The organism is Bacillus sp. V3B, from assembly GCF_024494465.1.
Taxonomy (GTDB): Bacteria; Bacillota; Bacilli; order Bacillales; family Cytobacillaceae; genus Bacillus_BD.
The window spans coordinates 1-12613 of the sequence record NZ_JAETXM010000044.1 but is presented as its reverse complement, the minus strand read 5'-3'; the positions used below and the strand labels follow the sequence as shown (position 1 = coordinate 12613).

Sequence of the window (12613 nt, the reverse complement as noted above, 5' to 3'; positions counted from 1 at the left end):
GAGTAAGAGTATCCTTTTTGGATACTCTTTTTTGCTATTTATTATTATTTAGATTGATTTAATAGGAACTGATAGACTAAAAAGGGACTTTTTTTAGCGGTAAGATTTAAAAATTGAACAATAAATGGATAGTCTTTGTTAGGCATTGTTTTTAACAACTCGCCCCACCACTCTGTTTCGTACCGGGCAATCATACTTAAATTATAAAGTAATAAATAATGTGAAATCATTTCTGGAAAGGTTGAGAGTTTCCCTCTTACAAATGGAAAACAGAAATGTTCATCTTCTAAATTATATTTTAAAGGTGTTAATGGAGGACTAATATTAGAATAGTCAAATAGAAGCGAGTCTGCTACACTTTCTTTAAAAATTAAATTATTAGATGATTCTATTTGTAAATAATCAATAAAACGATTCTCTGTCATATGAAAGGAATCAAGGATTCTTTTTGGAAAAGCAAGAGATTTTTGATGGCTACTAATTTTCATAAAGGTATGCTTTTTTTCTAATTGAAAAAATAATAAATCTAATTCTGGAATATGCTGTAGTAGCTCACCCATTGCTATTTTATCACCTTCTAATCGTTTGATATTAAACATATTTTCTAACATACATGGAAATAAGCCGTTCTTTTGAAACTTCACTTCATCTTGGAAAAATTCATACTGCTGTTTTTTTCTTTTTCTCGTAGATACACCATGAGAAAGCATAGTTGTATTTTCCGGATAATTAGGGTCAGTTGTCAATAAGCAGGCTTTGATTAAATGGACAAATCCATAAAATAACAAAATTGGTTTTATTAATAGGGGCGATTGAATGGCCTGCTGATAATAAATTTGTGCATGTTCCAAATAATACATAAAAGGATAGCTGTTTTCATAACTTCTTTGTTCAGCTTGTTCAATGGCTAATTTTTGATAACAATTTTTTAAATATAACTGTGTATCTGAGGCTGAGAAAAATGGTGAAAAGGAGTGTAAATCTTTGTATGAGTGAATCAATAGTATAACCTCCGAATTTTCAGAAAGATTAAATTTAGGATTCTATCCTTGACAGTATTTTAACCAATTGATAACCTACTAATAATATTTTTTTCAGTGAGGGAGGTTTTTTTATGTGGGAAAGTAAGTTTGAGAAAAAAGGATTAACATTTGATGATGTATTGTTAGTTCCAGCGAAATCTAGTGTACTCCCTAAGGATGTTAGTTTGAAAGTGGATTTAACGGACAAGATCAAGCTAAATATTCCGTTGATTAGTGCAGGTATGGATACGGTGACAGAAGCTGCTATGGCTATTTCTATGGCTCGTCAAGGTGGTCTTGGTATTATTCATAAAAATATGTCAGCGGAACAGCAAGCAGAACAAGTAGATAAAGTGAAACGTTCAGAAAGTGGGGTTATTTCAGACCCATTCTTTCTTACACCAGAAAAACAAATTTTTGATGCAGAACATTTAATGGGTAAGTATCGTATCTCAGGTGTACCAATTGTTAATAATGCAGAAGAGAAAAAGCTTGTGGGCATTCTTACGAATCGCGATCTTCGGTTTATCCAAGATTATTCCATTAAAATTTCAGATGTTATGACAAAAGAAAATCTCGTTACTGCACCTGTTGGAACGACATTGGAACAAGCTGAGCAAATTTTACAAAAGTATAAAATTGAAAAGCTTCCACTTGTTAATTCTGACGGTGTTTTAAAAGGACTCATTACGATTAAAGATATTGAAAAAGTAATCGAATTTCCAAATTCAGCTAAAGATGAACATGGCCGGTTATTAGTAGGAGCGGCTGTTGGTATTGCAAAAGATACAATGAATCGTTTAGAGCACTTAGTTAAATCGAGTGTGGATATCATCGTGATTGATACTGCTCATGGCCATTCAGCAGGTGTTATTGAAACGGTTAAGGAAATTCGTAAAGCATATCCAGAACTTCCTATTGTTGCTGGTAACGTTGCAACAGCAGAAGCAACGAACGAATTGTTTTTAGCGGGTGCTGATGTGGTAAAAGTGGGAATTGGACCAGGCTCTATTTGTACAACAAGGGTTGTAGCTGGTGTGGGAGTTCCACAAATTACTGCTATTTATGATTGTGCTACAGAAGCTAGGAAGCACGGTAAAGCGATTATTGCTGATGGAGGTATTAAATACTCAGGAGATATCGTTAAAGCTCTTGCAGCAGGTGGACATGCTGTTATGCTAGGAAGTCTATTCGCAGGTGTTTCAGAGAGTCCTGGTGAAACAGAAATTTTCCAAGGTCGCCGTTTTAAAGTATATCGTGGTATGGGTTCAGTTTCTGCGATGGAAAAAGGATCTGGTGATCGGTATTTCCAAGAGGATAATAAAAAGTTTGTTCCAGAAGGTATTGAAGGGCGTTTACCATACAAAGGACCATTGGCGGATACGATCTATCAACTTATTGGCGGTGTTCGTTCTGGTATGGGATATTGTGGTGCAGAGGACTTAGCTGTATTAAGAGAAAGAAGTCAATTTATTAAAATGAGTGGAGCAGGTTTAAGAGAAAGCCATCCACATGATGTTCAAATTACTAAAGAAGCACCAAACTACTCATTGTAATAAACATAAAAGATTGTTTACTTAAAAGGTAGGGATAAATTCCCTACTTTTTCTTTAATTTTATATAAATGCTCAATAGTGAATTTAACTAAAGTAAAAAAGAAATAGGACATTACTCTGTCTATTTTTTCGCTAAGAGTTATGGTAAAATAACGAGGTTGTAGAAAAAGTTGGAGGGCATTAAATTGAAAAAATATTTTTTCCAGAAACAAATAGCTGGAATACTTACAGTTCTTATGCTATTTAGTCTATTTTCAGAATTTAATAGAGTAGATGCAGAGGATATATTGGGTATTAATGCAGATGCTGCTATTTTAGTGGATGCTGAGACAGGAAGAGTATTGTATGAAAAAAATTCTGATCAAGTACTTGGTATTGCAAGTATGACGAAAATGATGACGGAATACTTGCTCCTTGAGGCCATTAAAGAGGGAAGTGTCACATGGGATCAGGAGTATTCCATGAGTAGCTATGTATACAATGTATCCCAAGACTATGACCTTTCAAATGTACCTTTAAAAAGGAATGGGACGTATACGATTCAAGAGCTATATGAGGCGATGACGATTTATTCAGCAAATGGTGCAACAATTGCAATTGCTGAAACAATTGCGGGTTCAGAATTGAACTTTGTAAAAATGATGACGGAAAAAGCAAACGAATTAGGTTTAAAAGATTTTAAGTTTGTTAATTCAACCGGTTTAAATAATAGTGATCTTATCAATCATATTGACGATGGGCAGCAATTAGTGGGTGAAGACCAAGAAGAAAATGTCATGTCTGCACGGACTACCGCAAATCTAGCCTATCATTTATTGAAAGACTTTCCTGAAGTATTAGAAACAACTAGTATTCCTGTTAAGATCTTCAGAGAAGGAACTGATGATGAAATAGAAATGGAGAATTGGAACTGGATGTTTCCAGAACTTGCTATGAAGCATGGTACTCCTGCGTATAAAGGTGTCGACGGTTTAAAAACGGGTACAACTCCTTTTGCAGGTGCGTGTTTTACTAGTACCGCTTCTCGTGATGGCAATCGATATATTACAGTTGTAATGAACGCAAAGGGTGGAGATCCTCGTGCAGCAAGGTTTGATGAAACAAAAAAAATGTTGGACTATGCCTTTAATAATTTTTCTAAAGAGGAAATTTTCCCTGAACATTATCAAGTGAAAAGTAATAAAACTCTTTCTATTAATAAAGGAAAAGAAGATCAAGTAAAAGTTTATACAAAAGAAGCTGTTGAACTTGTAAGTAAAAAGAATGAAAAAGAAAATTATCAACCCGTACTTGTTTTAGATAAAAAGTTATTAAATGATGAGGGAGAGCTAACGGCTCCAGTAAAAAAAGGTGATAAAGTAGGCTATATGACTCTCGAATCAAAAGATGGTGAATCAATTGAATTTCTTGATGGAAGTAGTCTTAAAGTAGATGTAATTGCAGCTGAAAACGTTGAAAAAGCTAATTGGTTTGTGCTGAGTATGCGTGCAATTGGTGGATTCTTTAGTGATGTATGGGGAAGTATAGCATCAACTGTAAAAGGCTGGTTTTAATATAAGTATTGCTTATTTTTTAAAGGTGCTCCTATTTAAATGGAGTGCCTTTTAAATTTAAGATAATATTGGAGTTTTGCATAATCTTGTTGTAAAATGGAAATAGATAAAGTTGAATTATTAATTAAATTTCTTATAGTTTATAAAGCAATGAGAGGAAATAGTAACAAGTTAGTTGTCCTTTAGAGAGCCGGTGGTTGGTGAAAACCGGTGAACGACACTTGTGAATCCGTCCTTGAGTAAAGTATGGAAAGCCTAATGGCAAGTAAATACTTTCGGATAAAACCGTTATCGATTTAAGGTGGAAGGTGTATACCTTCAACTAGGGTGGCAACGCGGGTAACTCTCGTCCCTTTTTTGGGGACGGGAGTTTTTTGCGTTTTTTTAAATTTATGTCCATTACGAAAGGTTTTATTTTTCAATTGTGTATAGACGAAAGAAAAAAAGAAAATAGGAGGAGTTAGTATGCTGGATATTAAGCTTTTACGTACCAATTTTGAAGAGGTAAAGGGGAAACTTCAACATCGAGGTGAAGATTTATCAGAACTTGATCGATTTGAGGAATTGGATGTAACACGACGTGAGCTAATTGTTGAGACTGAAAAATTAAAAAGCAAACGTAATGAGGCTTCTCAGCAAGTGGCTGTTTTAAAGCGTGAGAAAAAAGATGCAGATCATCTTATTAAGGAAATGCGTGAAGTAGGCGATCAAGTTAAAGTGCTCGATGAGAAACTTAAAGCTGTTGAGGAAGCATTAGACAAAATCCTTTTAGGGATCCCGAATCTTCCACATGAGAGTGTTCCGGTAGGTGAAACTGAAGAGGAGAATATTGAAATTCGAAATTGGGGAGATAGGCCACAATTTCAATTCGAAAGCAAACCTCATTGGGATATTGCAGATTATTTAGAAATTCTTGACTTTGAACGTGCTGGTAAAGTAACAGGAAGCCGATTTGTCTTTTACAAAGGCTTAGGTGCAAGACTTGAGCGGGCATTATTTAACTTTATGCTTGATCTTCATACAGAAGAACATGGATATCTTGAAGTTCTGCCTCCTTATATGGTTAATCGGGCAAGTATGACAGGGACTGGCCAACTTCCAAAGTTTGAAGAAGATGCCTTTTTAATTGAGAAAGAGGACTATTTTTTAATTCCAACAGCTGAAGTACCTGTTACAAACTTACATCGTGATGAAATTTTGACCGGAGAAGAGCTGCCAATTAGCTATGCAGCCTTTAGTGCTTGTTTCCGTTCTGAGGCAGGTTCTGCTGGTCGAGATACAAGAGGCTTAATTCGACAACATCAATTTAATAAAGTGGAGTTAGTTAAGTTTGCAAAGCCAGAAGACTCATATGAACAGTTAGAAATGTTAACAGGACATGCTGAAAAGGTCCTTCAATTATTGAAATTACCTTATCGAGTGCTGAGTATGTGTACAGGAGACCTTGGTTTTACAGCGGCAAAAAAATATGATATCGAAGTTTGGATGCCAAGTTATGATACGTATCGGGAGATTTCTTCATGTAGTAATTTTGAAGCATTCCAAGCACGTCGGGCAAATATTCGTTTCCGTCGTGATCCGAAGGGAAAACCAGAACATGTTCATACATTAAATGGATCTGGCCTAGCTATTGGTAGAACCGTTGCAGCGATTCTTGAAAATTACCAGCAGGAAGATGGAACAGTTATCATTCCTGAAGTTTTAAGACCTTATATGGGGAATAGGGAAGTCATTACACAAAGATAATAAGAAAAGCGCAAGAAGGCTTTGTACGGGTTGTAGATCTAAGAGTCGATGACGTCTGGAATTAGGTCATGATCTCAGTTTAGAAAATTTATATTTTCTTACCTAATAAGCAGAATTCTAGGTGAAAAAAAATCACCTAGAATTCTATTGACATCTACTTTGTTGTATGCTATATTAATTTTTGTCTGATACGGAGGAATACCCAAGTCCGGCTGAAGGGATCGGTCTTGAAAACCGACAGGCGGGTCAAACCGCGCAGGGGTTCGAATCCCCTTTCCTCCTCCATTAATAAATAATCGCGCATAAATTGGAGATAGAATCGTTACTTTCGAGTAACGATTTTTTTGTTTTGAGAATGAGAAAGTATAAGTTTTTGAACATAAATAGTTATCTAGCTCTAGCGCCTTACCCCCTTGAGTTTACAAGTCAGTTTTCTTAGAAAAGGTAAAGAGCACCTTTCTGGGAGGATTGATTTGTGCTTATCGGGGGTGAACAAGGCGCTTACGCTTTTCATATTTAACGTCCAATTTTCACTACATTAAAATTTTCTGTAATTAACAACCAATTTTGTGGGAAGGAAAGGCCTAGTTTCCAGTAACTCATTCCTCTTATTCCAAGTTCTTTAATTAAATTAAACTTTGCTTGAATCGAACGAGCATCCTCAAACCAGACTTCATGCTGCTTTCCTTCATTATCCCAGTACTTGAAAAAAGGTGCTTGAGCACGGGTATCATATTCAATAGGAACATTATTCTCTGCTGCTAGAGTAATGGCTTGTTGGGGACTGACTGCTCTAGCGATGGTCCCTTGAACAAAAGGGAGCGTCCAATCATATCCATATAAGTTTTGTCCCATTAGTATTTTAGAAGCAGGCATTTCACTAATTGCATATTCAAGTACTTCCCGAACAGGTCCAATTGGAGAAACAGCCATCGCTGGACCACCACTATATCCCCATTCATAAGTCATAATGACAACAAAATCGACAATTTCACCATGGGCCTTATAATCATGTGCTTCATACCAAGCCCCTTTTTGCTCAGCACTTGTTTTCGGTGCTAGAGCGGTTGAAAGAAGCCACCCTTGTTCGCTAAAACGTGCTTTGGCCTTTCTTAAAAATTGAGTATAGGCTTCCCGATCAGCTGGGCGCAAATATTCAAAATCAAAATGAATATCACGGAAGCCATATCGATTAGCAGTTTCGACAATATTATTGAGAAAACGATCTTGAATGGCGATATCATTTAAAAGAATTCGGCCTAGTTCATCATTGAACTGATCGTTTTCTTGATTAGTAATAACCATCATTAATACATTATTATTCGCTTCAGCGATAGCTGGAAAGTTATTTAATAAAGGTTCTTTTAATGAACCATCTCTAAGGGCTTGAAAGCTAAAAGGTGCCAAGTAAGTTAAGTATGGAGCGGCATCTCGAGCACTCGTCTCTAATTCGGGTGCAACAGAGGTCCCTCTCGGTTCTACATATGCATTAAATTCAGCTCTCACCTTTGGTGGCTGTGGGATATAGAGTCTATAGCCTACTTGAAGAGGTTGGTTCACAGAAATTTGATTCACTTGAGCTAACTGTTGATAGGATATTTGGAATCTCCTGGAGATCGACCAAAGACTATCTCCAGGTTGCACCCAATAAAAGCTACCGACAATTGGAATCACTAATGTTTGACCAATAACAAGATTATTTGGATTAGGGAGTTCATTTGCTTCAACTATGTCAGTAACATTTGCTCCGTAAGTTCTTGAAATGGTTGTGAGCGTGTCATTTTGCCTTACCACATGTATTTGCATCTTTATTCCTCCTTAACTTACCGTCCATGTATTATGAATTGGCAAGGTATAATGATAAAATTTAGAGATAGACAAAATAAGATAATCACCTTTAACAATTTATGTTTGAAATCATAAATCATGATATTATTTTTTAAAATGAAAAGTTATTGAATGTTTCATTCATCTCTAACTATAGGTAAGGAAGGATATTGACAAGGATGATCGATAAAGATGTAGATTTTATGAAGGAAGCCATTAAAGAAGCAAAAAAAGCAGAGGAACTCAAAGAGGTACCGATTGGAGCGGTCATTGTCTTAAATGGGGAGATTATTGCAAGGGCTCATAATTTACGTGAAACGAATCAAAGTGCTGTTTCCCATGCGGAGCTTCTGGCGATTGAACAAGCTTGTCAGGTAACTGGTTCTTGGCGGCTTGAGCAGGCTGAACTTTATGTAACCCTTGAGCCATGTGCCATGTGTGCAGGAGCCATACTATTAGCTCGTATACAAAAGGTTGTTTTTGGAGCAGTGGATCCAAAGGGAGGTTGCGTCGGTACATTCATGAATCTCCTTCAGGATGAGCGTTTTAATCATCAAAGTGAGGTTGTCCCTGGAGTATTGGAACAACAGTGTGGCCAGTTATTGTCTAATTTTTTTCAAGAGGTTCGGAAAAGGAAGAAAGAAGAGAAAAAGAAAAGGCGAGAACTGCTCTTGGAAGTGAATACAGAAATTGACAGTGAATAAGCATTGCTTTTTAATTTAAAAATTAGTATACTTAATCATGCGTCAAAGATGACGCCTAATTATTTGGTATCAATTTTGTCGTGCTAGGCGGGGAGGTAGCGGTGCCCTGTACTCGCAATCCGCTCTAGCGAGGCTGAATCCCTTCCAGAGGCTGATCTCCTGTAGGGTCTGCCTTAAGTAAGTGGTGTTGACGTTCGGGTCCTGCGCAATGGGAACCCACGAATCATGTCAGGTCCGGAAGGAAGCAGCATTAAGTGGACCATCTCATGTGCCGCAGGGTTGCCTGGACCGAGCTAACTGCTTAAGTAACGCTTATGGGAATCAGTCGACGGAAGGTGCACGGCAGTTAAATTATACTTATAAGTAAAACCCATCCTTATATGGATGGGTTTTTTACTTTCAGAAATCTAATTTAAAAAGAAATGGAGTGAAAGGATAGAAGAAAATTTGATTTTCTATCATTTTTTCTTTTCATTTTGTAAAATAGAAAATATATACGTTATAATGAAGAAAGACAAAAAATAAGAAGGGGGCGTTTAAGTGAGTTACCAGGCATTATATCGTGTGTGGCGTCCGCAAAACTTTATTGATGTTGTAGGACAAGGACACGTAACGAAAACATTGCAAAACGCCCTACTTCAAGACAAAATATCACATGCTTATTTATTTTCTGGGCCACGTGGAACAGGAAAAACAAGTGCAGCTAAAATATTAGCTAAAGCAGTTAACTGTGAGCGGGCGCCTATTGATGAACCTTGTAATGAATGCCCATCATGTCAGGGTATAACAGACGGCTCAATTTCTGATGTTATTGAAATTGATGCTGCTTCCAATAATGGTGTGGAAGAAATTCGTGATATTCGAGATAAGGTCAAATATGCACCAAGCTCAGTAAAATATAAAGTCTATATTGTAGACGAAGTGCATATGTTGTCCATTGGTGCTTTTAATGCCCTACTAAAGACATTAGAAGAGCCGCCAAAGCACGTAATTTTTATTTTAGCAACAACAGAACCGCATAAAATTCCTCTAACGATTATTTCTCGATGTCAGCGTTTCGATTTCAAACGGATTACGGCTAAGGATATTGTGGGGAGAATGGAACTCATTGCTAAAGAGACAGGCGTGGAATATGAGGAGAATTCTCTTCAAGTTTTAGCAAGGGCTGCTGAAGGGGGCATGCGTGATGCCTTAAGTCTCCTTGACCAGGCTATTTCATTTGGTAAGGAAAAGGTAACGATTGAGGATGCTCTTACAGTGACAGGGGCCGTTTCACAAGTATTCTTGCTTAGACTAGCCAAAGCTATAAAGGATCATGATGTTGTCAGTGGACTTGAATCATTAGAAGAGTTGCTTTTTCAAGGGAAAGATCCGACAAGATTTATTGAGGATTTAATCTTGTTTTATCGTGATTTATTATTGTATAAAGCAGCTCCAAATTTAGAAGAATCATTAGAACGTGTAATGCTTGATGAGGAGTTCAGGTCCCTTGCGATAGACATAAGTCCAGAGGAAATTTATCAATTGATTAATCTTTTGAGTAAAACACAACAGGAAATGCGGTGGACAAATCATCCTAAAATTTTTCTTGAAGTAGCTATTGTAAAGTTATGTCAGTTAGAAAGTTCTTCAGTGATGAATCAGCAGCCTGAAGGGGATAATCTGAAACAAAGAATTATTCAATTGGAAAATGAAATAAGTGAATTAAAACAACAGGGTATAACGGTGACGGAAGAGGCACAGGTTCAGACAAAAGTGCAGAAGAAGCCACCTAGAACAACAAGAAAAGGATTTCAAGCATCAGTTGGAAAAATAAATGAGATTTTAAAACAAGCAACAAAACAAGATCTTATTGCGATAAAAGGGCGTTGGGCTGAAATGATTGAATTGCTTACGTCTAATCAAATGCGTTCGCAAGCAGCATTGTTAAAAGAAGCAGAGCCCGTTGCAGCTTCAAATCAAGCCTTTGTGATTAAATTTAAATATGAAATTCACTGTCAAATGGCGATGGATAATGTTAAATTTGTAGAGGCGATCTCTACTATCCTAAATAATTTAATTGGAAAAAAAATGCAGGTGACTGGTGTTCCTGAAGAACAATGGGGTAAAATACGAGAGACATTCTTAAATAGTAGTCAACAGGCTGATCATGGGGAAGATGCAGAATTTAACGAACCTGGGGAGGATCCGCTCATTGCGGAAGCAAAAATGCTATTTGGGGCTGACTTAATTGAAATAAAGGATTAACGATAAAGGTGCAAGGGTCATACTTTAGTAGCAAATAGTTGATTTTGTTATGAAGGACTATTCCCTTTATTAGCGAATTAATCCTTGAGTAAGTAGAGTAAAGGAAAAAATACTTTTTTTTGGAGGGAATACGATTATGCGTGGTGGAATGGGAAATATGCAAAAGATGATGAAACAAATGCAAAAGATGCAAAAGGATATGGCTGAGGCACAAGAAAAGCTTGGCGAAGAAAAAATTGAGGGAACAGCAGGCGGTGGCATGGTAACCGTGATTGTAACGGGCCATAAACAAGTCGTTGATATCATTATTAAAGAAGAGGTTGTTGATCCAGAAGATGTAGAGATGCTTCAGGATTTAGTACTCGCAGCTACAAATGATGCTTTAAAAAGAGCTGACGAACTTACAAATGAAAGAATGGGGAAATTCACACAAGGAATGAATCTTCCGGGAATGTTCTAGGAGGCAATAATGAATGCATTATCCTGAGCCAATATCCAAATTGATTGACAGTTTCATGAAATTGCCAGGTATCGGTCCGAAGACGGCTGCACGTCTGGCTTTTTTTGTATTAAACATGAAAGAAGATACGGTATTAGACTTTGCAAAAGCACTTGTAAATGCAAAAAGAAATTTATCGTATTGTTCTGTATGTGGTCATATAACAGATCAAGACCCCTGTTATATTTGTCAAGATCAAAGAAGAGATCGTAGTATCATTTGTGTTTTACAAGATCCAAAGGATGTTATTGCGATGGAGAAAATGAAGGAGTTTAATGGTCTCTATCATGTGCTACACGGATCCATTTCACCTATGGATGGAATTGGACCAGAGGATATTAATATCCCTACACTATTAAAAAGACTACAGGACGAAACCGTAAAAGAAGTTATTTTAGCTACGAATCCTAACATTGAAGGAGAAGCAACTGCAATGTATATCTCCCGATTATTGAAACCATCAGGTATTAAAACAACAAGAATTGCCCATGGTTTACCAGTCGGAGGAGATTTAGAATATGCTGATGAAGTAACCTTATCTAAAGCGATGGAAGGAAGAAGAGAAGTATAAGGTACGGGGGATTAACAGATGTTTTTTCGACGAAAAGGCTGGTTACGAGCGGAATTTGATGAAAAATTAATTGAGCAGATAAACGAAGCAAAAAAAAGATGGGATCATCAAAATATTTTATATAAAAAAAGTTTTGATCCTTTCGGTGAAATGGAATTACAAACGAAACTAGCACGAGCAAAATATCTTTATTTATTACGTGAAGCAAAAAGAAGAAGTCTTTCTGTCTTAAAATAGCGTCTATTTAAGAAGCGTAGCCTAGTTGTGTTTCTTCCTTTCTGGTCTATTTTGTACAGGCTATTCATAAGAATAGTAGTATGAAAAGTGGAAAGGGAGAATGATATTGGAGCCGATTGTCGTTATAGCCGTTTTGGGGGTTCTTGTTTTTCTGTTTCTTTTCCTTGGATCACCTGTTAAGCCTATTCGGTTCATCAGTCAAGGGGTTATAAAAATAGTAATAGGAGCCTTTCTTTTATTTTTTCTTAACGTACTAGGAAACCAGTTTGGAATACATGTTCCGATCAATTTAATAACTTCTGCCGTATCTGGCCTTTTAGGTATTCCTGGTTTATGTGCTTTAGTAGTAATAGAAATGTGGATTATGTAAATAGAAAAACCAGTTCTGTTAGAGATACTGGTTTTTCTGTTTTTTTGTTTGGTGTAATAGTTAGAAAAAAATATAAAAAAGTAGTTGACTTTAGGGATGAAAAAAAGTAAAATTATTTAAGTCGTCATCATTACATGTGATTATTAGTTAATAAAAAATATAAAAAAGTAGTTGACTTTAATTTGTAATGGTGATATATTATAAAAGTCGCTTTTGAGCGATTGCAATGCTCCTTGAAAACTGAACAACAAAACGTCAACGTTTTACATTTTAGTCTTTTT

General features: G+C 36.5%; 11 protein-coding genes, 1 tRNA gene, 1 other RNA gene and 1 other annotated feature. Of the genes, 11 read left to right on the top strand and 2 right to left on the bottom strand.

Features of this window, described 5'->3' with window-relative positions; all coding sequences use genetic code 11:
- Positions 1-44: 44 nt before the first annotated feature.
- Entirely contained in the window at positions 45-1001 is a 957-nt protein-coding gene (locus tag JMM81_RS22005) for a YaaC family protein (RefSeq protein WP_256243692.1), read from the bottom strand.
- Positions 1002-1114: 113 nt separating this feature from the next.
- On the opposite strand from JMM81_RS22005, the gene guaB reads away from it, so the two are divergent.
- The 4 genes from guaB (at position 1115) to JMM81_RS21985 (ending at position 6162) form a co-directional block, all read left to right on the top strand.
- Entirely contained in the window at positions 1115-2578 is a 1464-nt protein-coding gene (gene guaB, locus JMM81_RS22000; RefSeq protein WP_256243691.1) for an IMP dehydrogenase, read from the top strand.
- Between the two features lie 236 nt (positions 2579-2814).
- Positions 2815-4131: a D-alanyl-D-alanine carboxypeptidase family protein gene (locus JMM81_RS21995; protein WP_375162435.1), complete on the top strand. Its 1317-nt coding sequence runs from the start codon at positions 2815-2817 to the stop codon at positions 4129-4131.
- Between the two features lie 141 nt (positions 4132-4272).
- Positions 4273-4488, top strand: a binding site (T-box leader).
- Between the two features lie 108 nt (positions 4489-4596).
- Positions 4597-5877 carry a serine--tRNA ligase gene (gene serS, locus JMM81_RS21990; protein WP_256243689.1) on the top strand — a complete coding sequence of 427 codons (1281 nt, stop codon included), beginning with the start codon at positions 4597-4599 and terminating at the stop codon, positions 5875-5877.
- Between the two features lie 192 nt (positions 5878-6069).
- Positions 6070-6162: transfer RNA gene (locus tag JMM81_RS21985), tRNA-Ser, on the top strand.
- A 231-nt stretch (positions 6163-6393) separates the two neighbouring features.
- Here the strand turns inward: JMM81_RS21985 and JMM81_RS21980 are convergent.
- Positions 6394-7683, bottom strand: coding sequence for a glycoside hydrolase family 18 protein (locus tag JMM81_RS21980; RefSeq protein WP_256243688.1), 1290 nt, complete (start codon positions 7681-7683; stop codon positions 6394-6396).
- 200 nt (positions 7684-7883) lie between these two features.
- Here JMM81_RS21980 and tadA point away from each other — a divergent pair, with 200 nt between their 5' ends.
- From tadA to JMM81_RS21945, 7 genes are all read left to right on the top strand, one after another.
- The gene (tadA, locus tag JMM81_RS21975; RefSeq protein ID WP_256243687.1) at positions 7884-8408 is read left to right on the top strand and encodes a tRNA adenosine(34) deaminase TadA; all 525 of its coding nucleotides are present in this window, start codon (positions 7884-7886) and stop codon (positions 8406-8408) included.
- Positions 8409-8486: 78 nt separating this feature from the next.
- An RNA gene (ffs, locus tag JMM81_RS21970) (signal recognition particle sRNA large type) lies at positions 8487-8751 on the top strand.
- A 197-nt stretch (positions 8752-8948) separates the two neighbouring features.
- Entirely contained in the window at positions 8949-10655 is a 1707-nt protein-coding gene (gene dnaX, locus JMM81_RS21965) for a DNA polymerase III subunit gamma/tau (protein WP_256243686.1), read from the top strand.
- A gap of 136 nt (positions 10656-10791) precedes the next feature.
- The gene (locus JMM81_RS21960) at positions 10792-11115 is read left to right on the top strand and encodes a YbaB/EbfC family nucleoid-associated protein (protein ID WP_256243685.1); all 324 of its coding nucleotides are present in this window, start codon (positions 10792-10794) and stop codon (positions 11113-11115) included.
- Between the two features lie 13 nt (positions 11116-11128).
- Positions 11129-11725, top strand: coding sequence for a recombination mediator RecR (gene recR, locus JMM81_RS21955; protein WP_256243684.1), 597 nt, complete (start codon positions 11129-11131; stop codon positions 11723-11725).
- Between the two features lie 18 nt (positions 11726-11743).
- The gene (locus tag JMM81_RS21950; protein WP_256243683.1) at positions 11744-11962 is read left to right on the top strand and encodes a YaaL family protein; all 219 of its coding nucleotides are present in this window, start codon (positions 11744-11746) and stop codon (positions 11960-11962) included.
- A 106-nt stretch (positions 11963-12068) separates the two neighbouring features.
- On the top strand, positions 12069-12332 hold the full coding sequence (locus tag JMM81_RS21945) for a pro-sigmaK processing inhibitor BofA family protein (RefSeq protein WP_256243682.1): 264 nt from the start codon (positions 12069-12071) through the stop codon (positions 12330-12332).
- Positions 12333-12613 lie beyond the last annotated feature (281 nt).